Origin of the sequence: Kitasatospora sp. NPDC048286 (assembly GCF_043201735.1) — a bacterium.
Classification (GTDB): Bacteria; Actinomycetota; Actinomycetes; order Streptomycetales; family Streptomycetaceae; genus Kitasatospora.
On sequence record NZ_JBICZE010000008.1, the window covers coordinates 246,305 to 270,838 of the forward strand.

The following is a 24,534-nucleotide window of genomic DNA, read 5'->3' on the forward strand; positions in this document are numbered from 1 at the left end:
TGCTGTTCGGAGGTGATCCGGGCGCGCCGGCTCCCGCCCTGCTCGACGGGGCGGGAGCCGCCGCACATGACGCCCGCGTTGCACCCGCGTTGCGCCCCGTGGCGGCCGGTGTCCGGATCGCGCGTCGATCTTGTCCGGCGGCGCGGCGGCTGCGTACGTTCGGAACGCACCACCCGACCGGCCCGCCCCTCACCACGTGGAGCCCACGATGTCGCCGACCCCTCACCCGCTGCGGAAACTCGGCTTCCTGACCATCGGGCTCTTCGACGAGAAGGACCCCCGCCGGGGCCACGAGTCCACCCTCGACCTCATCACCCTCGGCGAGCGGCTCGGCTTCGACAGCGCCTGGCTGCGCCACCGCCACCTCCAGTACGGCATCTCCTCGCCGATCGCCGTGCTCGCCGCCGCCACCCAGCGCACCAGCCGCATCCAGCTCGGCACCGCCGTCACCCCGCTCGGCTGGGAGAACCCGCTGCGGCTCGCCGAGGACCTGGCCACCGTGGACGTGCTCTCCGGCGGCCGGCTCAACCCCGGCTTCAGCGTCGGCCCGCCCACCCACTACGAGCACGTGCGCGGCGCGCTCTACCCCGACACCGGCGAGCAGGAGGACTTCAGCCCCCGGCGCGCCGAACGGCTGCTCGCCCTGGTCCGCGGCGAGGACGCCTCCGGCTTCGCCGGCACCGAGGGCATCGAGGAGTACTCGCGCCGGATCCAGCCGCACTCCCCCGGCCTGGCCTCCCGGCTCTGGTACGGCGCCGGCAGCCTGCGCTCGGCCCGCTGGGCGGGCGAGCAGGGCATCAACCTGCTCACCAGCAGCGTGGTGAAGCCGGAGGAGCAGGAGGGGCCACTCGACTTCGCCGCCATCCAGGCCGCCCAGATCCGCGCCTTCCGCGAGCGCCACCCCGACGGCGAACGCGCCCGGATCTCCCAGGGCCTGGTCGTCATCCCCACCGACAGCGCCACCCCCGAACAGCGCGCCAAGTACCGGGCCTACGCCCTCGCCCGCACCCCGCGCACCCTCGCCCCGCAGGGCCCGGCCCGGCTGCTGTTCGCCCCCGACCTGGTCGGGACGACCGAGGAACTCGTCCAGCGGCTGCACGCCCACGCCGGCTACCGCGAGGTCGACGAGGTGGCCTTCGCGCTGCCGTTCTCCTTCGAGCACGAGGACTACGTGCAGATCCTCACCGACCTGGCGACCCGCCTCGGGCCCGCGCTCGGCTGGCGTCCGGCTTCGGCTCCGGTTTCGGCTCCGGTTTCGGCTTCCGCTTCCGCTCCGGCAGTGGGTCCTGGGGAGCGCTGACCGGGCGGCCTCGCGGTTTCCCCAACGGGCCTACCGGGCAAGGGAATCCGCAGCAACCACGGCGTCCGGCACGGCCTCCCGTACCGATTCGTCCTCCCGGGCCCGGTACGGCCTCACAGGCCGGTACGGACGGACGGCCGCCCGGCCGGACGCCGACACGGGGGGAGACCGTGATGGGCCCGTACCAAGCCGCACCCGTACCGCCACCGACCCTGCAGCCCTGTCCGAGGTGCCGGCTCACCGACCAGGTCCGCAGCGTCCCCGCCGTCTACCACGCCGGGCGGACGAGGGTGATCGTCCGACCCTCGCAGCAGGGAGCCGGCAGCCACCGGACCCGCGAGGTCGTCTCCGACCTCGCCCGGGCCCTGGCACCCGCACCGATCCGCGAACAGCCACCCGGCCGCGTGGCGACGGGCCTGGGCGTGACCGCCCTCGCGATCGCCTTCTTCACCTTCTTCGCCGGGGCCTTCGCCCGGCAGTTCAACGACGACACGCCCGCCTTCGCCACCCCGGTCCGGGACCACCAGGCCTTCGAGATCCCCGTGGCGATCCCGGTGACCGCCGTCATCGCCGCCGTCGCCCTCCTGGTGACCGCCGCCGCGCTCCGCGCCGCCGCGGACCGCGAACTCTCCGGCCGTGCCCGGGCCGAACAGCTCTGGGCCCAGGCCTGGTACTGCGCCCGCTGCGGCACCGTCCACTTCCCGCCCGCCCCCGGCCGGGCCCCCACCGCCCTCAGCCTCCCGGAGTTCCGCCGCATCGTCTGGACGACCGGCGGCTACGGCCACCTCGCGGACCGGTACTGACTCAGAACCCGCCGGTGTCGAGGTCGGGTCTGAACGGCGCGGGCAGCCACACCCGGACGGCCGACCGAGGCGCGGTCACCTGCCGCGTGCGGCAGGTGACCGGGCCGCCGGCTCAGAGCAGGCGCTTGATCTCCCCGCGCGCGCGGTAGAAGCCGCCCGAGGCGGACTCCCGCACCTCGGCGACCAGGTAGCGTGCCCCGGCTATCCGGATGTCCTTGGGGAACTGCACCCGCCACGACGAGTCGTAGCCCTGCGAGACCACCCGCATCCGCAGCCGGGCGCCGTCCTGGACGCACTCGACCTCCACCTCGCCGCCGGTCCGGGCGGTGGCCACCGTGACCGTCTCCAGCCCGGCGCCGGCCAGCACCGGCTCCCAGCCCGCGCCCTTGACCTCGGCGGTCTTCGGCAGCGTACCGTTCTCGGCCGCCCGGACCGCCTGCTCGCTGGCGTCCAGGCAGGCCAGCGAGCCGTCCGTGGTCACCAGGTAGAGCCGGCCGTCCCGGTACTGCATGCTGTACGCCGAGCCGCAGCCGGTGGCGAGCTTCCACAGCCGGGTGCCGTCGGCGGCGAAGCAGTACACCGAGGAGTGGTTGTCCCCGGCGAAGACGTACTCGCCGTCCGGGGAGGCCGCGCAGGAGAAGACGGCGGCGTCGCAGCGGTAGGCGGCCACCTCGGCGCCGTCCGACTTCCGCAGCCGGTGCACCCAGCCGCGCGCGGTCCCGGCGAACACCTCGTCGGCCTCCTGCCAGCCGAACAGCACCTCGCCCTGGGTCGGGGTGTGCCAGCGCTGGTCGCCGCTGCGGTTGTCGTAGCGGGCGACGCCGCGCGAGTGGCCGTGGTAGACACCGTCGGCGTCGCAGCGCACCATCCAGCCGGCCCGGCCGTCGGCCTGGCGGCGCCACTGGAACTCGTCCTCGTGGTCGACCGTGGTCAGCCCGCCGCGCTCGTCGGCGACGCCCAGCACGCCGTCGTGGATGTCGAGCCAGAAGATGTCCACGTCCTGGGCTATCTCGTACGCGACGCGCGGGATCTTGCCGCCCAGGTCGTACACCTTGCCGTCGTCGCAGCCGGCGTAGATCCACCAGTCGTCGGCGACGATGCACTTGACACCGTCCGGCAGGCCGTAGCGGCCCGTCACCTCGCCGTCGTGGGTGAGGGTGTAGACGTCGCCGCGCTCGTTGCCGACCCAGGCGTGCTCCTCGCCGACGAAGATCCCGAAGGCGGGCGAGCCGGAGCGGAAGCGCCACAGCAGCGGCGCCTGGTTGGCGGTCGAGCGGGTGCTGACGATCTCCCGCCTGGTCACCGCCCGGCGCTGGCGCACGCCCTGGACGGCCGGGGCGTAGCCCTTGCGGACCTTCTCGCCGATCTTCTTGGCCGCCGACGCGGCCGCCTTCTCCGGGCTCGGGTACGTCGTCGACTTGCTCTGCCCGGGCTCGCCGATCCGCCCGTACCGCACCGTCACCACCTGGCCGGCGAGCCGCACCTCGTAGAACTTGTGCGCGCTCCCCTCGTCCTCGGACAGTTCGAGGTACGTGACCTGCTCTTCCACGGCGACGGACACGGTGCGGCCCCTTTCGGGCATCGGAGATGGGGGCGGCGGGGGCGGCCCGCCGACACCTCCAAAACTACGGCCCGTCACTGACAATCGGCTCCGCGGGGGGGCGGGACCGCCGAGGTCAGTACAGCTCGGCCAGGAGGGCGCGCAGCCGCTCGTCCTCGCGGATGATGTCGTACGCGAGGCCGGAGGTGACGATCCGGCGGTCGCCCTCGACGAGGTCGCCGAGGTACGGGAGCAGGGAGGTGTCCCGGGCGGCGGCGGCGAGTGCGTGCAGGGCCTCGCAGCCGCCCCTGACGTCGGCGCCCGTCTCGGCCGAGTGGAGCGCGGCCCCGGCGAGCCGGCCGAGGTCGACGGTGTCGGGATCAGCGATGTCGAGCAGCGCGCGGGCGGCGTCGGCGGCCTTCTCGGGATCGTCGAGCAGCGCTTCCAGTCGGGGGGTCAGGCCCTGGCCGGCCGCCCCGAGGGAGGCGGCGGCGCGCAGCGCGGGGACCACCGTCCAGCCGTACCGCGACCCGCTCCCGGCCGTGCGGTCGAGGACGGAAGCCAGGATCCGGACGGCCTCCTCGGCGTCGCCGTCGATCTGCCAGACGGCACGGGCTATAGCGACGTCGGCGTCCAGCCGCGGGACGGTCGGTTCCGGGCCGTCGCTCACCGCCGCGAGCAGGGCCGGGAGCAGTCCGGTGGCGGCCGGGCCCAGGTCGGCGGCCGCCTGGGCCGCCTCGGCGAGCTCGCGGGAGGCCGTCAGCCGTTCGGTGACGGCGTCGAGCAGGAGGCCCGGGTCGCCGGTGACCTCGTGGTGGGCGCGGGCCACCTGGAGCGGACCGGCCTGTGCCCGCAGCGCCTCGGCGGCGCGCTCGCGTGCCTCGGGCGGGCCGCCCGCGACGACGGCCGCGACGGCGGAGGCGGCGTACGGGAAGCGGGGCAGCACGGCGCACAGTTCGGGCAGGCCGGCGGCGGCCGGCGGGCCCCACTGGCGCAGCAGGTCGACCAGGTGGGCGGTCTCGTTGTCGCCGAGCCCGTCGACGGCCAGCCGGACGCGGGCGGCGGCGAGCAAGGCCCGGTCGAAGGGGAAGGCCTGGCCCTGGGAGCCGCCGGCGGCACGGCGGGCGTGCGGGCGCCGCGCCAGGTCGCGGGCGAGCAGCGGGGCGGCCTGCCGGGGCGCGATCCGGACCAGTGCGGCGAGGGCCTGGTCGGCCGCCTCGTCGTCCGGCCGGCCGGCGAGTTCGACGAGTACGGGCGCGGCTTCGGCGGCGAGCGGGCCGAGCTTGGCCAGCAGGCTCGCCGCCGGGGCCTGGGCGGCGAGCGGGGCGATGGCCGGGATCAGCCGCGGCGGGGCGCTGCGTGAGAGGTGGCAGGCGTGGTCGGCCGCCCACAGGGCCTCGGCCTGCACCTCGGGGCGCGGGTCGCGCAGGGCGGCCTCCAGCAGGGCGAGGGCCGCCTCGCGGTCGGCGTCGGTGTCGCGTTCCAGCAGGGCGTCGACGACCGTGTACAGCAGTTCCTCGTGGTGGATGCTGTAGCGGTCGACGGTGAGTTCGCGGGCGGGCAGCAGGCCGAGCACGGCCGCGTGGTGGTCGGCGTCCCACCGCTCCTCGTTGTCCAGGCAGACCAGGACCGCGGCCAGCCGCAGCGGCGCCTCGGTCTGCCCGGCGAGCAGGAGCCGGGCCTCGGCGGCGGCCGTGCCGAGGTCCGACCGGCCGAGGGCGACGAGCAGTTCGGCGGCCACGTGCGGATCGTCCTCGGCGGCCCAGCGCTCCCGTAGGGCGGCCAGCGCCGCGCCGGCCTCGCGGGTGTGGCCAACGGCCCAGGCGGCGGTCAGCCGGACGTCCTCGTCCTGGTGGGCCAACAGGGGCAGCAGCAGAGGGAGTTGATCGGCCACGGCGGCCCGCACGGCACCCTCCGGCACCTCCCACTCGTCCTCGCTCTCGGCCAACCCGCCCAGCAGGCAGAGGACTTCGACCGTCCGGGTCCCGGCGGCGGCGATCCCGGCCAGGTACGGCACCGCGTCCACGCTGGCCGAGTAGACCGTGCCCTGGTGGAGGATGCAGCCGTACAGTTCGGAGACCGCCTCCTCGGCCGCCTCGTCGTCGCCCTCGGCGAGCGCGCGCAGCAGGGCGGGCAGGTCGTCGGCGGGGCCGCACGCGTGCGAGACGGTGGCCCAGGGGTGGGCGTCGAGCCCGGCGAGAGCGGCGGTGAGGTCCATGGGCGCGATCCTCGCAGGCGGGACCGACAACTCCCCTGTCACCGTGGCGTGGACGCACCGCCGAGGCACCCGCTGATCGCGGGCGGTCCGGGGCGGTGCGGGGGCACCGCGGCCCCGTACGGGTGGTGCTGGCAAGCTGGGGAGATCGGCGCCGACCGGCGCCGCACGGCGAGGGGGTACCGGTGATGGGTGGATCGGCGGTCGGGGGCGTGCCTCCGCTGGACCCGGAGGTTCGGGCGGCACTGGCGTCCGCCGGCGACCGGGCGCGGCAGGTACTCACCCCGGAGGGCCTGACGGCCTGGCAGGAACGCGACCTCGCCGCCCGGCCCCGCCCGACCCCGGACCAGTTGCGCGATGGTGACCGGTTCGAGGTGACGGAGCTGCGCGTGCCGCGGGCCGACGGCGGGGGCGAGGTCACGCTCGTCAGCGCGCGGCCCGCCGGGATCCGCGAGGAGCTGCCGTTGCTGTACTACCTGCACGGCGGCGGGATGGTGACCGGCAACGCCTGGTCCGTCCTGCCCCGGCTGCTGCGCGGCTGGGCGCTGCCGCTGCGGCTGGCGGTCGTCTCCGTCGAGTACCGGCTGGCCCCGCACACCCGCTTCCCCGGCGCCGTCGAGGACTGCTACGCCGGACTCGCCTGGGCGACCGAGCACGCGGGCGCGCTGGGCGTGGACGCGCGACGCGTGGTCATCGGCGGCAAGAGCGCCGGTGGCGGGCTCGCCGCGGCGCTGGCCCTGCTGGTCCGCGATCGGGGCGGTCCGGCGCCGCTCGGCCAGCTGCTGCTGAGCCCGATGCTCGACGACCGCGGCGACACCTTCTCCAGCCACCAGCTGGCCGGCCACGACACCTGGGACCGCACGTCCAACGCCACCGCCTGGCAGGCGGTGCTCGGCCACCGGTACGGTGCTGCCGACCTCTCGCCGTACGCCGCCCCGGCCCGCGCGACCGACCTGTCCCGACTGCCCGCGGCGTACGTCGAGGTGGGGTCCGCCGAGACGTTCCGGGACGAGGCCGTCGCCTACGCCGACGCGATCTGGCGAGCGGGCGGCGAGGCCGAACTGCACGTGTGGCCCGGCGCCTGCCACGGCTTCGACAGCCTCGCCCCGCACGCGGCCGTCAGCCGGGACGCCCACGACGCCCGCACCCGCTGGCTGCGCCGCGTCCTCCAGCAGTGAGGCCGGCCCGGCTCCGAGTGACCGGCGGTCGGCCGGCCGTTGCTCAGAGCCAGCCGCGCTCGTCGGCGACCCGCAGCGCCTCGGTGCGGTTGCGGGTACTGGTCTTGGCGATGGCCGACGAGAAGTAGTTACGGACCGTCCCCTCGGACAGGTACAGCTTGCCGGCGATCTCGGCCACCCCGGCGCCCGGGCGGGAGGCGTTCAGCACGTCACGCTCGCGGGCGGTGAGCGGGGAGGCGCCCGCGGCCAGGGTGGCGGCGGCCAGTTCCGGGTCCACCACCCGCTCCCCCGCCGCGACCCGGCGGATCGCGTCCGCGAGCACCTCGGCCGGTGCGTCCTTGACCACGAAGCCGACCGCACCCGCCTCCATGGCCCGGCGCAGGTACCCCGCGCGACCGAAGGTGGTGAGGATGACCACCCGGCACCACGGCGCCTGCTGGGCCAGCACGGCGGCTGCCGCCAGGCCGTCCAGTCCGGGCATCTCGATGTCGAGCAGGGCAACGTCCGGCCGGTGCTCCAGGGCCGCCCCCACGACCTGGTCGCCGCGGCCGACGGCGGCGACCACGGCGAAGTCATCCTCCAGGTCGAGCAGGGTGCCCAGCGCGGTGCGGACCAGTTCCTGGTCCTCGGCGAGCAGCAGGCGGATCGGGTTGTCCGGGTTGACCGGGCGGATCGTCATGTCGTCCCTTCGTGGCCGGAGTCGGACCCGCCGAGGTCGGACCTACCGGGGCCGGGCCCGCCCGGCGGAACGGTGACCAGCAGCCGCCACCCGCGCGGGTCGAGCGGGCTGGCCTCGACGGTACCGCCCGCCGCGGCGACCCGTTCGCGCAGTCCGGCCAGGCCCCTGCTGCCCCTGCCGTCGCCCGTACGGCCCGACCGGGGGCCGGCGCCGCTGCGGACACCGGTCCCGTCGTCGCGGATCTCCACCGAGGCGGCGGTCAACAGCACCGAGCAGCGCTCGGCCCTGGCGTGCCGGACCACGTTGGTGATCCCCTCGCGCAGTACCCAGCCGAACAGCTCGCGCTCCCCCGGCGCGACGACGTCCGCCGCCGTGGGCAGGTCGGCCACTACCCCTGCGGCGCGCAGTAGTTCGCGTCCACGGGCGAGTTCGCCGGACAGGGTCACCTCGCGGTAGCCGCTGACGGCGGCGCGCACGTCGGACAGCGTCTGGCGGGACAGCGTCTCCACCGCGGCCATCTCCGCCACCGCCTGGTCCGGGGCCTTGCCCGCGAGCCGTTGGGCCAGGCGGGACTTGACGGTGATCGCGGTGAGCGAGTGCCCCAGCAGGTCGTGCAGGTCCCGGGCGATCCGGTTGCGCTCGGCCTCCGAGGCGAGTTGCGCCACCTCGGCGCGGGCGGCGACCAGGGCCTTGTTGGTGGCGGCGATCTCGGCGAAGGCACCGCAGGTGAGCGAGGTGAACAGCAGGGCGAGGGCCTGGAAGCCGCCGGGCCCGGTGTGCCAGGGGCGCACCGCCCAGGGCACCACCAGTGCGGCCAGCGCCCCGGCCGCCACCGCCTTGGCGGCGTGCTCGCGCCACTGGATCGCCACCGCGGAGACGACCACGGTGGCGAGGAAGAAGGCGTTTTCGTGGGCGAACGGCAGCACGGCCAGGAACAGCACCGTCATCACCGCCAGCAGCGGTGCCATCCAGTGCCGCCGGCCCAGCCCGAGGGCGAGGGCCAGCAGGACGTAGCAGCCGCAGAAGGCGAGGACCACGGCGTACCCGGCGACCGCGGCCGCCCCGGAGACGGTGCCGCCCACGGCGACGGCGGTGAGCGCGGGGAAGACCATCATCCCGCTGCCCAGCAGGAGGCGCCGCCAGCCCCGGCTCCAGCGCTGGACGGGGCTCGGTGCGGCACCGTCCTCGCCGGCGCGGTCGTGGGTACCGTCCCCGCGGGCGCGACCTCCGCCGTCGCGGTCATGAGCTCCGCCGTCGAAGCCGGTCACCTTGCTCCCCCTCCTCAAAGCCTGGCGAACACGCTACGCAGGTGCCGTCCGTTGACCACCGCGGCCACACCCAGCAGGACGAGCCCGCAGACGCCCTGCTCGACCTTCATCCAGACCGGAAACGTACCCGGCAGGGCGATGATCGTGCCGACGGCGACGATCATGACGGCCGAGAGGATCCGCAGCCGCCGGAAGGCGCCGCGGGATCCGTTGGCGGCCCGGGCGGTCAGCAGGAGGGTGAGGGCGGCGCTGGCCACGACGATGGTGCCGCGGACCAGCACCGGCGCGTTGACCATCGTGTGGTGGTCACGGAGGGCGATGGCGGCCGCCAGCGTGACGACGCTGAGGCCGAGGTAGGCGAGCACCAGCCGCCGCACGGTGCGGAAGGCCCGACGGGTGTAGGGGTGCTGCAGGTCGGTGGAGTTCATGGCGTCCATGCTGGTCGCGGAACTGCCACGCGGGGCAGTGTGTTCGCACACCGGTGCACCGTGACAATTGTCAGCGGGCCGTTGCCGGCCGGCCGTCGTCAGTCCCCGGCCTCCGCCGGCCGCTCCCCGTCCAGCAGGCACACCAGGTGCAGCTTCGCGACCGCCCGCCCCTCCACCAGGACCGCCCTCGGCTCCCGCCCCCACACCTCGAAGCCGCAGGCGGTGTAGAGCCGCAGGGCCGGGTCGTTGCCCTCCGAGACGGTCAGCAGCACCTGCCGCAGCCGCCCGTCGTCCGCCGCCGTGCGCAGCACCTCCCGTACCAGGGCGCGGCCGATGCCCCGGCCGCCCGCGCCGCGGGCCACCGCCATGCCGTACAGCGTGCCCTTGTGCCGTTCCTGGCTGCGCCGCGGCACCTTCAGCCCGGCGGTGCCGATCAGTGCGCCGCTGCCGTCGAAGGCGCCGATCAGGGCACCCGGACCGTACTCGGCCCCGGCCAGCCGGCGCAGCGTCGCGGACAGCGGCTTGCCGGCCTCCTCGGCGTGGCTTGAGGTGAAGGCGCTCGGCGTCTCGCGCAGCGCCGCGAGCCGGAAGGCCCGGTACGGTTCGGCGTCCGCGACGCCCAGGCGGCGCAGCAGCACGGAGCGCACCACGGAGTGCGCCGCGGGCCGCCGGTCGTGCTCAGCCGAGACGGACACGGGTGCACCTCGTCACGTACGGCAGGGCGATCTCGTCGCGGCCCGCCAGGTCGGGGTGGGTGGCCAGCAGCTGCTCGACGTCGGCCAGCAGGCGGACCCGCTCGTCCTCCGGCAGCGCGATCACGTAGCTGCGCGAGGCGACCATGTCGACGATCCCGGCCCGGGTGGTGAGGTGCTCCCAGCCGATCTCCAGCCGCTCGGGCGCGCCGAACGGCGCCGCGAGGACGGGCCTGGTGTCGATCCGCTGCCGCGCCGAACGGTGCATCAGCAACCCGAGTGCGGCGGCCCAGGGCTCGGTCTCGTCCCGGACGTTCCACACCAGCGAGAGCGTCCCGCCGGGGGCGAGCACCCGGGCGATCTCCGGCAGCGCGGCCGCCGGGTCGAACCAGTGCCAGGCCTGCGCCACCACCACGGCGTCCACGCTGCCGTCCGGCAGCGGGATGCGCTCGGCCGAGCCCGCCCGGACGGCCGCCTTCGGCACCGCCGCGGCCAGCCGCGCCCGCATCCCCTCGTCGGGCTCGACCGCCACCACGTCCAGGCCCGCCTCGACCAGCATCCCGGTCAACTTGCCCGTCCCGGCGCCCAGATCGAGCACCCGGCGGGCCTCCCGGGGCACCGCCGAACCGATCAGCGCCCGCGGATAGCCCGGCCGACCGTGCTGGTACGCGTCCGCCGCCACCCCGAACGACCGCGCCCGCAGCCGCCCGGCCCACCGCCTGGTCGCCCCCTGCCGCGTCATCCCGCAGGCCCGCCCGATCTCCTCCCAGGTCGCCTCCCGCCCGCGCCGCAGCTCCTCCACCAGCTCCGTCCGCCGCTCCTCCAGCGCCTCGATCACCCCCGACAGCCGCCGCAGCCCCTCCACCCCGCCACCACCGGCCACATCCTCCGCCACCCGCCGACCAAGATCACCCGTCTCCATGGCCCGGCACTGTACGGACCGCCGGCGGCGAACGTCAACACTCATTGCCCCACTGCGCAACATCTGTTGCCTCAGCCATGCCACCGGCCCCGGCCGTGATGCGGCCGGGGCCCGTCAACGACCCGCCGTCACAATGGCCGGAGGGTGAGCACGAACTGCGGAAGCGCCAGCAGGAGCAGCACGGTCCCGGCCTCGATCCAGCGGTACTTCACCCGGATGATCGCACTGGTACCGGCCAGCGCCGACAGCAACGGCCCCGCCGGATCGCGCCCCACCCGCTCGAACGCCCGGCGCAGCCCGTCCGAGCCCGTCCCCGGGACGATGTGCTCGAAGTACCCCGGCCCGGCTGCCCCGCTGCTCCGCCCCTTGCGGTGGCGCGGCACCAGCGCGGAAGCGAAGCACCCGGCTGCCAGCAGGGCGCTGACCACGGCGCTCCAGCGCAGAAGCGGAGCCAGCCAGGCCGGGGAGCCCGAACCGGCGCCGCCGTCCAGGGGCATGAAGGTGGCCAGCACCGCCCCGGTGAAGGCCAGGAACACGGCGGCCTTGGTGTCGGCCCGGACGAGCTCCGCGCTGTTGGCCGCCATCAGGCGCTCCATCGCCGACACGGAGGACGGACCGGACACCTCCATCGGCGCAACGGACCGGCGGGGCCGCCGAAGGGCCGGCCTCCGAGGGCTTCTGCCCACGGACCGCCTGCGGGTCCCGCACGGCGGCGGCTCGCGGCGTACGGCTGACCGGGTCATCGCGGCGCCCCGTTCGGGACACCGCCGGCCCAGCCGTTGACGTGGGTGTGGAGCTTGGTGAAGCCCGGCGCCTGCCCCGGGGAATGCGGAGCAGGCCCGGGGACCTGCCGCCCGAGGGCGACCAGGCGGTCCCGCAGGATCCTGGACAGCTCCTCCTGCTCCTGCTCCGTCACCTTGCCCAGCATGAGCGCCATCTGGTCCTGCCAGGTGGTCTCGCCTCGGAGCAGATCGGCGTGGTTGACCACCCAGTCCAGGACGTCGCGCACCTCGTCGGGCTTCCTGGCGAGCCACAACCCCGCGAGCGCGAGCGGGCCGTCCTGGACCGCTCGCCGGCAGAAGTCGTACTCCTCCTCGCTCTTGACGGTCCAGTCGAACGGCACGTCCGTCGCGTCAGGCTCCCCGAGCCGCAGTTCGTTGCCGCGCTCGCGTGCGGAGACGTCCGTGACGCGGTAGCCGAGGCCGCAGTGGGGCAACACGTACGGAGCCGCGAGGTACTGCAGCAGCTCTTCGGGGCCCAGCCTGGCCCCCGCAGTGGCGAACTGCTCCTTCAGGTGGTGCAGCCGCCCATCGATGTCCTTGCGGACCGGCAGCCCGCCCTGGCTGGTCCTGGTCTGCACGACCCGCGCGGCGTCGTGGACCCACCACAGGAAGTGGACCTCCAGCGACTCCGTGCCGTACGAGGTACGGAGGCGGACCGCCCGCACGCCCGGCCGCTCCGCGAGGTCCACCAGGAACGCCTGGTCGAAGCCGCACAGTCCCAGCCGGGCGCCGACCCCGCGCTTCTCCCCCACGGCCGCCAGTCTCGGACGGCCCTTCCCCAGCTGCTGGTAGAGCCCGTGGCGGTCCCCCACGACCAGCGCGCGGTCGCGCCGCCCGGACCACCGGTGCCAGAGGACCTCCCGCCAGGGGGCACGGGTGGCCTGGGTGTAGACGGGCGGGTCACTGTCGAGGGTCATCGGGTCCTCCGAAGGCGGGGGTGGGCTGGTAGGGCTGGGGCTCGCCCCGCCGCCAGGCCTCCAGGGCACGGCGGGCGATGTCGCGGCCGACCAGGTCGGGATCGTCGCTGCGGTCGATCGCGGTCAGCAGCCCCAGCTCGCCGGGGCGCATCTCCTGGGCGAGCGCAATGAGCAGCGTCTCCACAGGTACGCGGAGCGGTTCGTCCCAAACCGCTTGCCGGCACCAGTCGAGCAGCCTGCCGCTGACACCGGTGAACATTCGCTGGTGGTTCAGGGACCGTCGGACGAACGCGACCACACCACCGCCGAACTCGCCGTCGGGGCCCAACTGTTGCAGGAACCAGAACGGGTCATGGAGCAGATTGAGGAAGGCGAAGAGGGCGAGTTCGGTGTCCGGCCCCGGCCGGTCCACCCAGTCCATAAGCTTCCGGAACACGGCCGCTTGGTTTCCGCCGTCGAAGAGACGCTGAAGTGACCAGAGCACCGTCGCGGCCACCTCGGCTTCCTTCCCTTCCTCCCCACGGAAGCAACGCCGGAGCAGAGAGAGCGCGAACTCAGGCCGGGCTGCGCCGAAGTCTCCACCGCAGGCACCGGCCGCCGTCCACCGGAGTTGCCAGCCGCCGTTGACGCTCCAGCTGTTGAGCCGGTGCTTTACCTCGCCGACGAGAATCGGGTCCTGGGCTGCGATCCCCAGCGCGTACACGGCGATGCTCCGGCTCCGCACCTGATCTGCCTTGGCCAGAATGCCGATGTGGGTCAGGGCCCGACGGGCACCGCTCCAGCCCGCAGCCATACCCACCACACGTCCCATCGGGATGGCCAGGTCGGACTCGGTGGCGGGAACCTTGTTGATCCACTCGGTCAGCAGTCCCGACACCTGCCCGTACTGGCGCCATACGTGCCGTAGCACCGTCTCCGCCTGCCGATGGCGTTTGAACCGGATCGGTTCCACCGTGTAGGCGTAGTTCGACGTCCTCCCCGTCCCACCCGGAGCGCATTCGGCCCGCACAGTCGCCAACAGGTCGTCCAGCGACCGCCGGAACACGAATCGGGGATTCGGCTGCAGGGTCTCGCCCCGCGTGAGCCGACTCTGCTCGCTCTGCCCTTCCGCGCCCGCCCTCAGCACAGCGTTCAGGCGGCCGTCGGCCAGTGCCAGCAAGCGGTCGGTCTCATCCCGGATGATCCGGTGGTCGACACCCTCCAGGACGCTCGTCACCAGCAGGAACGCCAGCGCGTCCGGGTCCTCGCGAAGCGCCTTCAGGAGCTCCGGGACCTCCTCTTCCGCGAGGAAGCTGAGCCTCTGGCCGAGGTCGACCGGGTCGGGTCCTTCATCACCGGCCCGGCTCACCTCGTCGACGAGTTCGGCGACCTGGGCCGGCACCAGCTCGGGGGCCAGCAGGTCGTCCAGATCCGCTTCCAGCCGGTCCAGCAGCGCCTGGCGTCGCTTCGCATCGGGCACCACCGCCTCCAGACGGGCGTCGAAGACCGCACGCGGCGACGGGGGTGTGTAGCGCACCGGGCTGACGTCCAGTTCGCGGACGACGCCGCGGAGACGGTCCGCGTCATGCGGCAGCAGGACCACCATGACGGCCTTGGCCTCCTCCAATCGCTGGCGCAGCTTGGCGACCGCCGCCGGTCCCAACCGCACCCTGAGCGACAGGCCGTGCACCAGGTACCCGCGCGCCTCGCTGTCGGTGGGCCGCCAGGACGTCAGGTCCGAGTCGCTGTCCAGTGCACGCAGGGCCAGGCTCTTTCCGCTGCCCTCGAACAGCAGGTTGAGGGCCGTGGTGCGACGCCCGGTGCCGGTCTCACCGGTGAGGAAGAGCAGGCGGGTGCCGAGCGTCCTCAGTGCCTCGGGGAAGCAGTCCGGCTTCGCGTACCCGGTCTGGGCGGCCAGGATCTCCATCGCGGAGATGGGGCCGTCCTGCGCCTCGACCCGCTCGCCGCTGCCCGGCGCCGCCCCGGTGGCGCCGTTCTCGACGCGCTGGTCCCCGTGCACCGCGCCGGTGTTGATGTTGCCGTTCGGCGCGAAGATGAACTGGCCGCCCGGTCCCCAGGCGGCGAACCGGCCCGCGAACTCGTCGCCGAAGTCATCGAAGTCGGGGTCGGGGCCGGAGCCCGGCGCGCCAAGCGGTCCTTCGATGGCCGGGCGCTCGTCGGGGCTCACCGGTGGTGCTCGTTCTTGTCGCCGTGGACGGTGTCCTTGTTGCCCCGAACGTAGTCGCCGCCGAAGCCACTGATGGAGTCACCACGCACGTTGGTGATGTTCTGCCCACCGTGCACCGTGCCGCTGTTCAGGTTTCCTCCGTCGGCCCGCTGGTTCACGACCGTCCTCGGCACCCGACGCCCCTCCGCCGGCCGGTCCGCCTTCTGGCCGCCGGCCCGTCCCTCCTGTTCCTCGACGACGGCGTCGCCGAGGATCCGGCGGTCGTAGAGGTTCCCGGACGGCGCGGGCACGTAGAGCCACGCCTGCTGGTCGAAGCGCTTGCCCTCGACGGTCGCCGGCACCTCGATGAAGTGGTCGGGGTGGCGCCCGGTGTAGCCGCTGACCACCGCGTCCTGGTAGCAGCGGTCGGACAGGATGGCCGCGACGTGGGTGATGCTCTCGTTGGACGCGGCCAGCATGGCCTTCACCGGCCGGGAGTCGAGCAGCCGGTGGGTGTCGTTGCGCGGGGTGCCGTTGCCGTCGAACTCGCCACCGGCGTCCGGGAGCGGGCCGATGTTGAGGCTGACCCGCAGTCGGATGCGTACCGTTCCGACCGAGTGCACGTTGAACTCCGTCAGCACCTCCTGGAGGGTGTTCAGCCAGGGGTGGATCAGGAAGGGCATCCAGCCCGGGTCGAAGCCGAACACGTATCCGTCGCCGGTCGAGTCGGGGAACCGCCGGTCCTTCCAGACCTCCCCCAGTCCGGCCCGCTCGAAGGACCACTTGAGCACCTGCGGCACGGACCTGCTGATCACGCCGTGCTCGATCGCGGGGTACCCGGTGAAGTCCTTGGCGTCCACGGCGACGATGCCCCGGTACGGCGGGAGGTGTCGGCTGCGGCTGTACGGCAGGGCGCTGGCCTCGGGCATCGGCTGGTCGAACTCCGTCATCTCTGCTCCTCGCGGTTTCCCGTGCTGACCTTGCGTCACCCAGCTTCGCGACACAGCGTGGTCCGGTGTGCTCGCTCAGTGCAGAAAACATGTGACGGAGGACACCTCGAGGAGTTGGCCCTTCAGTCCGCAGGCGCCGCCGCTCGACGGAGGGCGGGGAGGTCGGCGAGGGTGATGGACTTCCGGCCGGTCTCGACGTGGTGGGCGGCCAGGGCGGCGAGGGCCGTGGTGACGGTGTTGCGGGAGACGCCGAGGTGCTGGGCGAGTTCGTCGCGGGTCAGGGCGAGTTCGATCCGGCGGCCGGCCGTCGGGGCGGGGTCGACGGAGAGGTCGGCGAGGGCCACCAGGGCGGCTGCCAGCCGGGGGACGACGTCACCGCCGGTGCGGGCCAGGTCGGACTCGCGCAGCCGACCCATGGCGTAGCGGACCATCACGGGGAACAGCTCACGATCGGCGACGAAACGCAGGAAGGCGGCCTTGGCGAGGACCGCGACCGTGCAGTCCGAGATCGCCTGGACGCTGGCCGAGCGGACGCCGTCGTCCAGGACGGCCACTTCGCCGAGCAGTTCGCCCGGGCCGCGGAAGGCCAGCAGCCGGACGCTCCCGTCGCGCTCCCGGCGGCTGACCTTGGCCACTCCGGCCAGCAGGGCGAGGACGTGGGTGCCCGGTTCGCCCTGGCGCAGGAGGGTGGTGCCGATCGGGTGCCTGCGCTCGAACGCGCCGTCCAGCATGCCCGTCCAGGCCGCGTCGCCCATGAGGTGGCGCAGGGTCCGGCCCAGTGGGCCGGGTGTGCGGCTGTCGTGATCGTCCATGCGACGACCCTAGGAGGAACCGCGGGCCGCACGCATCCGAATCCGGGCCTCGTGGTGCGCACCACCGGCCCGGACGCGGTGCGCGTGTCCCACGTGCGGGTGATTGCCGGGGCCATGGTTGACCGGGGTTTGCCGCCGTAGCACGAACTCGTGGGCGGGTGGCCGGACTTGGCACGGAAACCCTCCGCATGAGCGAATCCGGGGCGGGTCGGCGGCGCGCGGGCGGCGGGGCGAGAAGCCTGGTGGGGCGGCGGTGGCCGGTCCGGGTTGCGACTGGTGTGCGGGATGTCGGTGTTGTCCGACAGGTTGCGACAAGTCGGTTGCGGGACGGTATTTTTGACTTTCGGTCAGGATGTCCTGAACTTGGCTATGCTGCACCACCACGCCTCCGGATCCGGTCCCCCGTTTGTCCCCGTACTGTTCCGATTGTCTGAGGATGCTGAATGCTTCGAGCTGGATCGTCGCCCACCAGACGGCGCCGAGCGCCCCTGCTCGGCTGGCTGTTGCCGACGGCCGTGATGGCGGCGGCCGTGGCGGTCGCCGCGGCGGTGGCCGCCGGGGCCCGGGCCGAGGTGCTGTGGTGCGGGGCGACGGGCACCGTGCTGGTGGCCGTGGTGGCCGCCGAGTCGGCCCGCCGCGGGCGGGCGCTGAGTGAGTCGCGCGACCGGCACGCCCGGCAGGTCGAGGACCTCCAACGCCGGCTGGCCGGGCAGGAGGACGAGCTGGACCGGCTCGCCCGGGGCGAGATGCGCAGGATCGTCGCCGGGGCCCGGTACGGCTACTCCTTCGACATCCTGACCCGCCCGTTGGAGGAGGGCGACGCACCCGTCTCGCCGAGGTTCCGCCGCTCCCTGGTGGCCGTCGCCGAGGGCGTCGCCAAGGCCGTCGACGACGAGGTCAGCCGGCGCGACTCGGCCGAGCGGGCCTTCGTCAACATCTCCCGCCGGGTGCAGGCCATCATCCACCGGCAGGCCAAGGACCTGCGGGAGATGGAGGACCGGCACGGCAACGACCCGGCGGTCTTCGACGACCTGCTGCGCCTGGACCACGGCAACGCGCTGACCGGCCGCCTCGCCGACAGCATCGCCGTCCTGTCCGGCGCCCGCCCCGGCCGCCAGTGGACCCGTCCAATCGCGCTCTACAGCGTGCTGCGCGGCGGCATGTCCCGGATCCTGGAGTACCAGCGGGTGGACCTGCACCCGGTGGCCCAGATCTCCGTCACCGGACCGGCCGTCGAACCGCTGATCCACGCCGTCTCCGAACTGCTCGACAACGCCACCCGCTACTCCCCGCCGCACACCCACGTGCACCTGAGCGCCTCCGAGGTGCAGAGCGGGATGGCGATCGAGATCGAGGACGGCGGCCTCGGCCTCACCGACGAGGCCCGGTTCCGCGCCGAGCGCTCGATCCGCGAGGCGATGGTCTCCAAGGACTTCGACGACCTCACCGAGTCCCCCCGGCTGGGCTTCGCCATCGTCGGCCGGCTCTGCCAGGCGTACGGCTTCCAGATCTCGCTGCGCCGCTCCGCGTACGGCGGCGTGCGGGCGGTGCTGGTCGTGCCGCAGGAGCTGCTCACCACCGCGCCGCCGACCGGGCGGGCGCACGGGATCGGCGCGTTCTCCGGCCCCCGCCCGCTCCCCCCGAACCCGCCCCGGCACGCGGCCCCCGGCCGCCCCTGGGGCACCCGGACGACCTCCGCCGGCGTCGGGCCGTCCTACGGCTCGACCAACCCGTGGGGCCCCTCCGGCCCGGGCGCCGGGGATGACGAGGTGATCGTGACCGAGTGGACGCCCAACGGCCTGCCGCAGCGCCGGCGCAGCCGCCCGATGGTGCCCCGGGGCGGCTACGGCGGGGCCGCGCGCGCCGCCGCCCAGCCCGCCGGGCCGATGGCCCAGCCGTCCGGGACGATGCCCGGGTCGATGCCCGGTCCGACGGCGGGGCCGATGGCGGGACCGCCGGCCCAGGCGTCGCGCCCCGCGAGGGAGCCGAAGCAACCCGGCCTGTGGCTGGAGGACTTCATGAACGGCATCAAGGGCACCGGTCCGAGCCCGTCCGGGCCGGGCGGCACCGGACGCGGCACGGGATCCGGACACACCGGCGCCGCAGACACCAGTGAAGACACGGCAGGGAAGGGCGAGCAGTGATTCCGCACCGCAGCAACATGGACTGGATCCTCAACGACCTCGCGCACAGCGTCCCGTGCGTGCGCCACGTCATCGTGCTGTCCGCCGACGGCCTGCGGATCGCCCAGTACGGCACCGACCCGGACACCGCCGACCGCCTCGCCGCCGCCTGCGCCGGGCTGCAGAGCCTGGCCGGCGCGATCGGCCACGAGTTCCCGCACGGCGACGGCTCGATGCGGCTGGTGGTGATCGAGGTGGACGGCGGCTACTTCTACCTGATGGCGGCCGGCGACCGCGCCTACCTCGCGGTGCTCGCCGAAGAGGGTGTGGACGCCGGGCTGGTGAGCCACCAGATGCGCGACCTGGTCGCCCGGATCGGCGAGCACCTCTCCACGCCGCCGCGCAACCCCGAGGCGGTCGCGTGAACGGGCCCCCGGCCCGTCCCGCCGCGACGGGTTCCGGCGGCGGGACGGGCACATGAACGAGCACAGTGAGGCGGTGGCATGACGGCCGAGCAGGGTGGCTGGGACGGCCCTGAGCCGGACCGGCTGTACGTGATCACCCGGGGCCGCAGCGGCCCCGCCGGACCGGGGGTCTTCGACCTGGTCACCCTGATCGTCTCCCGCGCGGAGCCGACCCCCGCCCACCAGCCGGAGCAGGCCGCCATCCTGCGGCTGTGCCGCTCCCCGCTCTCGGTCGCGGAGGTCTCCGCGTACCTGGAACTGCCCGTCAGCGTGGTCATCGTGCTGCTGGCGGACCTGCTCGACGACGGGCTGATCGAGGCCCGCAGTGCCGCCGTGCCCGCGGCGGAACTCCCCGACCGTGCCCTGTTGGAGGCGGTGATCCATGGACTTCAACGGCTCTGACGCGGTGGTCGGGCCGGCCGGTGCGGACGTGCTGCCGGACACCGTCACCACGGCGGTCAAGGTGGTGGTCGTCGGCGGCTTCGGCGTCGGCAAGACGACGCTGGTCGGCTCGGTCAGCGAGATCCGCCCGCTGACCACCGAGGAGACCATGACCCAGGCCGGGGTCGGGGTGGACGACCCGACCGGGGTGGAGCAGAAGACCTCCACCACCGTGGCCATGGACTTCGGCCGGATCAGCATCAGCGACCGGCTCGTGCTGTACGTCTTCGGCACCCCCGGCCAGGAGCGGTTCTGGTTCCTCTGGAACGGCCTGTTCGAGGGCGCCCTGGGCGCGGTGGTGCTGGTGGACACCCGCCGGCTGGAGGTCAGCTTCGAGGTGATCGGGCGGCTGGAGGAGCGCGGCGTGCCCTTCGTGGTGGCCGTCAACGGCTTCGCGGAGGCGCCGGCCGTTCCGGTCGACGAGCTGCGGGGCGCGCTGGACCTGCCGCCCGAAGTGCCGATCGTCACGTGCGACGCGCGCAGCCGGGAGTCCGGCCGGGACACCCTGATGACCCTGATGCACTACCTGTACGAGCTGGCCGCCCCGTCGGCCGCGGCCCCGTCAGTCCCGGCGCCGTCGGCCCCGGCCCCGTAGCCCGTACGACCGGGCGAGCGTACGACCGCCCGTCACCGAACCCCATCCGCGACCGGAGACCCCCTTGACCACCCCGTTCCCCGAACCCGCCGGCCCCGCCCACGCGTCGGCCGCCGTCCCGCCGCCCGGCTGCCCGGCCCACGCGGGCGGCGGCGCCGTCTCCCCGACCGGCCCCGGCGGCCTGCGCCGGCTGTACGGCCCGGAGGCCGAGACCGACCCTGCGGGCCTGTACGAGAAGCTGCGCGCCGAGCACGGCGAGGTGGCCCCGGTGCTGCTGCACGGCGACCACCGGGCCTGGCTGGTGCTCGGCCACGGCGCCAACATCACCGTGATGCGCACCCCCTCGCTGTTCTCCCGGGACTCGCGCCTGTGGAGCGCCTTCCGCAACAACGAGGTCCCGGCGGACTCCCCCCTGCTGCCCGTGGTCGCCTGGCAGCCGATCTGCGTGTTCGCGGACGGCGACGAGCACCGCCGGCTGCGCGGCGCGCTGCTGGACGGTCTGAACGGCTTCGACCGGCGCGGCATCCGCCGCCACGTCCGCCGCTTCACCACCGACCTGGTCCAGGTGGTCGGGCCGACCGGGCGGGCCGAGCTGATCTCCCAGTTCGCCGAGCACCTGCCGATGCTGGTGATGACCAAACTGCTCGGCATGCCGGACGAGTACGGGCCGCAGCTGGTGACCGCCGCCCGGGACCTGCTGAAGGGCACCGAGACGGCGATCGCCAGCAACGAGTACGTGGTCGCCGGTCTGCGCCGGACCATCGCCATCAAGCGGGAGAGCCCGGGCGACGACCTGACCAGCCGTCTGCTGGCGCACCCGGCCGGGCTGACCGAGGACGAGGTGATGGAGCACCTGCGGGTGGTGCTGCTGGCCGCGAACGAGACCACCGTCAACCTGATCGCCGACTCACTGAAGATGGTGCTCACCGACCCGCGCTTCCGCGCCCACCTGTCCGGCGGCCAGATGACCCTGGGCGAGGCGCTGGACCAGGTGCTCTGGGACTCACCGCCGATGTCCCTGGTGGCCGGCCGCTGGGCGACCGCCGACACCGAGCTGGGCGGGCAGCGGATCGGCGCCGGGGACCTGCTGCTGCTCGGGCTCGCGGCCGGCAACGTCGACCCGGTGGTCCGGCCCGACCTGACGGCACCGCTGTACGGCAACCGCTCCCACGTGTCCTTCGGCGCCGGGCCGCACGAGTGCCCCGGCCAGGACATCGGGCGGCACGTCGCCGAGGCCGGGATCGACATCCTGCTCACCCTGCTGCCGGACGTCCGGCTCGCGGTGCCCGAGGAGGAGCTGACCTGGAGCTCGGCCTGGATCTCCCGTCATCTGACGGCGCTGCCGGTGGAGTTCACGGCCCGCGACATCGAACCGGACCCGGTCTCGGTGGCGGAGGCCGAGCAGGCGGAGGCGGACCAGGCCAGGGCGGGGCAGGCGGACGCTGCGCCGCGCCGGGCGGCACCGGGCCGGGCGGCACCGGGCCGGGCGGACGCGGACCGGCCGGACGCGGCGGCGGAACCGGCCGTCCCGGCGGCCCGGGGTGCCGAGCGCGCCGGGCCGTCGGGGCAGGCGGCCCCGACGGTCCCGGCGCAGCGCCGCAGTTGGTGGGACGCGCTCACCGGCCTGTTCCGGCGCTGAGCGGCCCGGTCGTACGGGTCGGCAGGGACGGGCCCGGTCAGCCGTCCGTGCGGCGCCGGTACAGGGTGAAGGTGTCCACCGGGCTGAGGTCGCCGTGCGGCCCGTCGAAGGTGTAGTAGGTGACCTTCATGGTGGTGGTGCCGCCGCGCCGGTCGCCCGGGTCGACCTCGAAGGCCGCGAAGCCGTGGGCGTGCTCGCGGTCCTGGACGGCGGCCCAGGGCGCGTCCTCGGTGAGCCAGATCGACTCCCGGTACGGCGCACCCGGCTTCGGGTCCTCCAGTCCCATCACCACCCGGCCCTTGGGCTGTTGGAAGAGGTCGTCCTGGGTGGTGGCGGTGTTGCCGCCGGCGCCGATGATCATGTGGACGGTGCCGCGCCCGGTGTCGATCAGGTCGGTGCGGGTACCGGTCGGCACCGGGGTGCGGGTGTCGTTGGGCAGGGTGCCGCGCACGGGGTGGGAGCGCTCGTAGTAGTGCTCGTGGCCGCAGACCACCAGGTCGACCCCGTAGGCGTCGAACAGCGGGCCCCAGGCCTCCCGGAGGCCGAGGTCGCTGCCGGAGCCGTGCATCGAGCTGGAGATCATCGGGTGGTGCATGCAGACGACGATCCAGTCGATCCCCCGGTTGTTCCGGGCCGACCGCAACTCCCGTTCCAGCCAGCGCCGTTGGGCGCCACCAGAGTAGCCGCGCAGGTAGACGTCGCCGGAGTTCTGGATCGCCTCGTCGTCGTTGGCGAGGCTGATGAACCGCACCGAGCCGACGGTGAAGGCGTACCACATGCCCCTGGTCTCCTCGTCGGAGGAGGCCGAGGACTCGGGGAGGTCGAAGTAGGCCTGGTAGCCGAGCGCGCCGATCGGGCCGTTGCCGCCCTCGTTCTCGTGGTTGCCGACGCAGGGCATCCAGGGCCGCAGCCGGGTGGACCGGCTGTTGCCGATGAACCAGTCGGCCCAGGTCGCGGTGCGGCTCTGGCCGTGGCGGCCGGCGTAGGAGGAGTAGCAGAGGTCGCCGTTGACGAGGTTGAACAGCGGCCCGACGCGCTCGACGGCGGCGACGATGTCGGCGGAGGCCGAGGTGCCGACCTGGCTGCTCATGTACACCGGGTACTTGCCGAGCGGGGAGGGCATGCCGTCGGGGAAGGTGATCCGGCGGCGGAGGTTGGGCGCGCCCTGGTCGCCGAAGCTGGTGAAGGTGAAGGGGGCACGGCCGCGCGGGGCGGTGGTGAAGGTGCCGGTCTCGGCGGTGGCGCCGTTGTGGCCGGCGCTGTAGAGGTAGGTGGTGCCCGGGCGCAGGCCGGTGAGCCGCGCGTGGTGGACGTACACCTCGACCTTGTCGATCGAGTCCCGGTAGGTGCGGGTCTCGGCCTGGACGACCCGGCCGAGGCCGCCGTCCGGCGAGCCGTACCGCACCTGGGGGCGGCGCACGGACTGCGGGGTGAGCCAGGAGACGGTCATCTCCGTGCCGGCGTCGGTGCCGAACTGGAGGTGCAGTCCGGCCACTCCGGCCGTTCCTGCGCGGTGCGGGGTGGTCAGCAACAGCGGGCTGGTGGGGGCGTCATCGGCCGGCTGGGCGGCCGCGGGTTGCGCGGCCGCCGTCGTGCCCGTCGCCACCAGGGCGGCTCCGGCCGCCGAGGTGCCCTTGAGGATGGACCTGCGTGCAATGGTCATGAAAACTCCGCCTGTCGAGTGGGGGGGTTCGACGGGCAGTCACTTTAATGACATGTGCACGTAAAGACGATCGTTTTGACGGATCGATTTGACGGAACGTCAGAAATGGTGGGCTTCGGCTACGCCTTGCGACCGACTCCTCCGTACACCCCGACCTCGTCCCCGCCCCGGGCCCCGGCGGGTTCCGGGTGCCAGCGGTTGACCGGGACGACGCCCGGGTCGTCCAGCTCCAGCCCGGTGAAGAAGCGCTCGACGCGCTCCCGCGAGCGGAAGTGGAGCGTGATCCCGGCCTCCGCGTAGCGGCGGGAGGCGATCTCGGCACGCTCCGGCGCGAGGTCGGCCGTCGCGGCGGAGAGGGCGAGGAAGCTGCCGTCGGGCAGGGCGTCCATGAGCTTGCGGACGGGCGGGTGCACGGCCTCGTCGGAGAGGAAGTGGACGATGTTGATCAGGGTCAGGGCGACCGGCTGGCGCAGGTCCAGAGTGGCGGCCACCGCCGGGTCGGCGAGGAACCGTTCCGGTTCGCGCAGGTCGCCCTGGGCGTAGGCGGTACGGCCCTCGGGGGTGCTGGTGAGCAGCGCGCGCGAGTGGGCGAGCACGATCGGGTCGTTGTCGACGTAGACCACCCGGCAGGCCGGGTCGACGGCCTGCACGACCTCGTGCAGGTTGGGCGCGGTGGGGATGCCGGTGCCGACGTCCAGGAACTGGCGGACGCCGTGCACCGCGGCGAGCCGGCGGACCATCCGGTGCATCACGGCGCGGGCGGCGGTGGCGTCCGCGCGCACGCCCGGCAGCTCGGCGAGGACGCGGTCGCCGACCTCGCGGTCCGCCGGGAAGTTGGTCTTGCCGCCGAGCAGGTAGTCGTAGACCCGGGCGGAGTGCGCCCGGTCGGTGTGCAGGTCCACCTGCGGCCGCTCCTCGTACCCGGGCTCGGTCAGCCAGCTCTCCGACAGGCCGGCGCCCGGCGCGCAGTCGTCCGA

22 protein-coding genes are annotated in these 24,534 nt (G+C 74.0%); 8 read left to right on the top strand and 14 right to left on the bottom strand.

The genetic code is table 11. The annotated features are described in order from the left end of the window. Positions 1-208: 208 nt before the first annotated feature. The gene (locus ACGF13_RS21120) at positions 209-1,300 is read left to right on the top strand and encodes an LLM class flavin-dependent oxidoreductase (protein ID WP_392877244.1); all 1,092 of its coding nucleotides are present in this window, start codon (positions 209-211) and stop codon (positions 1,298-1,300) included. Positions 1,301-1,473: 173 nt separating this feature from the next. Continuing rightward, positions 1,474-2,103 (top strand): hypothetical protein, encoded by a 630-nt coding sequence (locus ACGF13_RS21125; RefSeq protein WP_392877246.1) that lies wholly within the window; start codon positions 1,474-1,476, stop codon positions 2,101-2,103. Between the two features lie 112 nt (positions 2,104-2,215). Here the strand turns inward: ACGF13_RS21125 and ACGF13_RS21130 are convergent, their stop codons facing one another. Both ACGF13_RS21130 and ACGF13_RS21135 read right to left on the bottom strand, forming a co-directional pair. Next, entirely contained in the window at positions 2,216-3,664 is a 1,449-nt protein-coding gene (locus ACGF13_RS21130; RefSeq protein WP_392877248.1) for a WGR domain-containing protein, read from the bottom strand. A gap of 115 nt (positions 3,665-3,779) precedes the next feature. Further along, on the bottom strand, positions 3,780-5,861 hold the full coding sequence (locus tag ACGF13_RS21135) for a hypothetical protein (protein ID WP_392877250.1): 2,082 nt from the start codon (positions 5,859-5,861) through the stop codon (positions 3,780-3,782). A gap of 185 nt (positions 5,862-6,046) precedes the next feature. Between ACGF13_RS21135 and ACGF13_RS21140 the strand changes: the two genes are divergently transcribed. Further along, positions 6,047-7,036, top strand: a complete 990-nt coding sequence (locus ACGF13_RS21140) for an alpha/beta hydrolase (protein WP_392877252.1) — start codon at positions 6,047-6,049, stop codon at positions 7,034-7,036. A gap of 43 nt (positions 7,037-7,079) precedes the next feature. Here ACGF13_RS21140 and ACGF13_RS21145 read toward each other — a convergent pair whose 3' ends face one another. The 10 genes from ACGF13_RS21145 to ACGF13_RS21190 form a co-directional block, all read right to left on the bottom strand. Then, a complete protein-coding gene (locus ACGF13_RS21145) occupies positions 7,080-7,715 on the bottom strand; it encodes a response regulator (RefSeq protein ID WP_392877254.1) in 636 nt (211 codons plus the stop codon). Then, positions 7,712-8,983, bottom strand: coding sequence for a sensor histidine kinase (locus ACGF13_RS21150; RefSeq protein ID WP_392877256.1), 1,272 nt, complete (start codon positions 8,981-8,983; stop codon positions 7,712-7,714). The genes ACGF13_RS21145 and ACGF13_RS21150 overlap by 4 nt, the downstream gene beginning before the upstream one ends. Positions 8,984-8,997: 14 nt before the next feature. Then, on the bottom strand, positions 8,998-9,411 hold the full coding sequence (locus ACGF13_RS21155) for a hypothetical protein (RefSeq protein ID WP_392877258.1): 414 nt from the start codon (positions 9,409-9,411) through the stop codon (positions 8,998-9,000). Between the two features lie 98 nt (positions 9,412-9,509). Continuing rightward, on the bottom strand, positions 9,510-10,106 hold the full coding sequence (locus ACGF13_RS21160) for a GNAT family N-acetyltransferase (RefSeq protein WP_392877260.1): 597 nt from the start codon (positions 10,104-10,106) through the stop codon (positions 9,510-9,512). Beyond that, complete coding sequence (locus ACGF13_RS21165; RefSeq protein ID WP_392877262.1) at positions 10,090-11,025, bottom strand: class I SAM-dependent methyltransferase; 936 nt, start codon at positions 11,023-11,025, stop codon at positions 10,090-10,092. The genes ACGF13_RS21160 and ACGF13_RS21165 overlap by 17 nt, the downstream gene beginning before the upstream one ends. A gap of 128 nt (positions 11,026-11,153) precedes the next feature. Then, on the bottom strand, positions 11,154-11,609 hold the full coding sequence (locus ACGF13_RS21170; protein WP_392877264.1) for a Pycsar system effector family protein: 456 nt from the start codon (positions 11,607-11,609) through the stop codon (positions 11,154-11,156). Between the two features lie 155 nt (positions 11,610-11,764). After that, the gene (locus ACGF13_RS21175) at positions 11,765-12,724 is read right to left on the bottom strand and encodes a hypothetical protein (protein ID WP_392877265.1); all 960 of its coding nucleotides are present in this window, start codon (positions 12,722-12,724) and stop codon (positions 11,765-11,767) included. Further along, positions 12,708-14,891, bottom strand: coding sequence for a hypothetical protein (locus ACGF13_RS21180; RefSeq protein ID WP_392877267.1), 2,184 nt, complete (start codon positions 14,889-14,891; stop codon positions 12,708-12,710). Before ACGF13_RS21180 ends, ACGF13_RS21175 begins: the two co-directional genes overlap by 17 nt. After that, positions 14,888-15,820, bottom strand: coding sequence for a hypothetical protein (locus tag ACGF13_RS21185; protein WP_392877269.1), 933 nt, complete (start codon positions 15,818-15,820; stop codon positions 14,888-14,890). Before ACGF13_RS21185 ends, ACGF13_RS21180 begins: the two co-directional genes overlap by 4 nt. A gap of 122 nt (positions 15,821-15,942) precedes the next feature. Continuing rightward, complete coding sequence (locus ACGF13_RS21190) at positions 15,943-16,632, bottom strand: cyclic nucleotide-binding domain-containing protein (RefSeq protein WP_392877270.1); 690 nt, start codon at positions 16,630-16,632, stop codon at positions 15,943-15,945. 443 nt (positions 16,633-17,075) lie between these two features. On the opposite strand from ACGF13_RS21190, the gene ACGF13_RS21195 reads away from it, so the two are divergent. The 5 genes from ACGF13_RS21195 (at position 17,076) to ACGF13_RS21215 (ending at position 21,894) form a co-directional block, all read left to right on the top strand. Beyond that, positions 17,076-18,776, top strand: coding sequence for a sensor histidine kinase (locus tag ACGF13_RS21195; protein WP_392877272.1), 1,701 nt, complete (start codon positions 17,076-17,078; stop codon positions 18,774-18,776). Positions 18,777-18,793: 17 nt separating this feature from the next. After that, entirely contained in the window at positions 18,794-19,180 is a 387-nt protein-coding gene (locus ACGF13_RS21200) for a roadblock/LC7 domain-containing protein (RefSeq protein ID WP_392877274.1), read from the top strand. Positions 19,181-19,258: 78 nt separating this feature from the next. After that, entirely contained in the window at positions 19,259-19,621 is a 363-nt protein-coding gene (locus ACGF13_RS21205; RefSeq protein ID WP_392877276.1) for a DUF742 domain-containing protein, read from the top strand. Further along, positions 19,602-20,255 carry an ATP/GTP-binding protein gene (locus ACGF13_RS21210; protein ID WP_392877277.1) on the top strand — a complete coding sequence of 218 codons (654 nt, stop codon included), beginning with the start codon at positions 19,602-19,604 and terminating at the stop codon, positions 20,253-20,255. Before ACGF13_RS21205 ends, ACGF13_RS21210 begins: the two co-directional genes overlap by 20 nt. A 64-nt stretch (positions 20,256-20,319) precedes the next feature. Then, positions 20,320-21,894, top strand: coding sequence for a cytochrome P450 (locus tag ACGF13_RS21215; protein ID WP_392877279.1), 1,575 nt, complete (start codon positions 20,320-20,322; stop codon positions 21,892-21,894). A gap of 37 nt (positions 21,895-21,931) precedes the next feature. Here the strand turns inward: ACGF13_RS21215 and ACGF13_RS21220 are convergent, their stop codons facing one another. Both ACGF13_RS21220 and ACGF13_RS21225 read right to left on the bottom strand, forming a co-directional pair. Beyond that, positions 21,932-23,557 carry a purple acid phosphatase family protein gene (locus tag ACGF13_RS21220; RefSeq protein ID WP_392877281.1) on the bottom strand — a complete coding sequence of 542 codons (1,626 nt, stop codon included), beginning with the start codon at positions 23,555-23,557 and terminating at the stop codon, positions 21,932-21,934. Positions 23,558-23,676: 119 nt separating this feature from the next. Further along, a complete protein-coding gene (locus ACGF13_RS21225; RefSeq protein WP_392877600.1) occupies positions 23,677-24,492 on the bottom strand; it encodes an SAM-dependent methyltransferase in 816 nt (271 codons plus the stop codon). Positions 24,493-24,534 lie beyond the last annotated feature (42 nt).

Coding starts and splice junctions, on each gene's coding strand:
- ACGF13_RS21135 (WP_392877250.1), bottom strand. CDS start 5,861: ATGGACCTCACCGCCGCTCTCGCCGGGCTCGACGCCCACCCCTGGGCC.
- ACGF13_RS21140 (WP_392877252.1), top strand. CDS start 6,047: ATGGGTGGATCGGCGGTCGGGGGCGTGCCTCCGCTGGACCCGGAGGTT.
- ACGF13_RS21190 (WP_392877270.1), bottom strand. CDS start 16,632: ATGGACGATCACGACAGCCGCACACCCGGCCCACTGGGCCGGACCCTG.
- ACGF13_RS21220 (WP_392877281.1), bottom strand. CDS start 23,557: ATGACCATTGCACGCAGGTCCATCCTCAAGGGCACCTCGGCGGCCGGA.
- ACGF13_RS21185 (WP_392877269.1), bottom strand. CDS start 15,820: ATGACGGAGTTCGACCAGCCGATGCCCGAGGCCAGCGCCCTGCCGTAC.
- ACGF13_RS21205 (WP_392877276.1), top strand. CDS start 19,259: ATGACGGCCGAGCAGGGTGGCTGGGACGGCCCTGAGCCGGACCGGCTG.
- ACGF13_RS21170 (WP_392877264.1), bottom strand. CDS start 11,609: ATGGCGGCCAACAGCGCGGAGCTCGTCCGGGCCGACACCAAGGCCGCC.
- ACGF13_RS21175 (WP_392877265.1), bottom strand. CDS start 12,724: ATGACCCTCGACAGTGACCCGCCCGTCTACACCCAGGCCACCCGTGCC.
- ACGF13_RS21125 (WP_392877246.1), top strand. CDS start 1,474: ATGGGCCCGTACCAAGCCGCACCCGTACCGCCACCGACCCTGCAGCCC.
- ACGF13_RS21155 (WP_392877258.1), bottom strand. CDS start 9,411: ATGAACTCCACCGACCTGCAGCACCCCTACACCCGTCGGGCCTTCCGC.
- ACGF13_RS21145 (WP_392877254.1), bottom strand. CDS start 7,715: ATGACGATCCGCCCGGTCAACCCGGACAACCCGATCCGCCTGCTGCTC.
- ACGF13_RS21200 (WP_392877274.1), top strand. CDS start 18,794: ATGGACTGGATCCTCAACGACCTCGCGCACAGCGTCCCGTGCGTGCGC.
- ACGF13_RS21120 (WP_392877244.1), top strand. CDS start 209: ATGTCGCCGACCCCTCACCCGCTGCGGAAACTCGGCTTCCTGACCATC.
- ACGF13_RS21165 (WP_392877262.1), bottom strand. CDS start 11,025: ATGGAGACGGGTGATCTTGGTCGGCGGGTGGCGGAGGATGTGGCCGGT.
- ACGF13_RS21195 (WP_392877272.1), top strand. CDS start 17,076: ATGCTTCGAGCTGGATCGTCGCCCACCAGACGGCGCCGAGCGCCCCTG.
- ACGF13_RS21210 (WP_392877277.1), top strand. CDS start 19,602: ATGGACTTCAACGGCTCTGACGCGGTGGTCGGGCCGGCCGGTGCGGAC.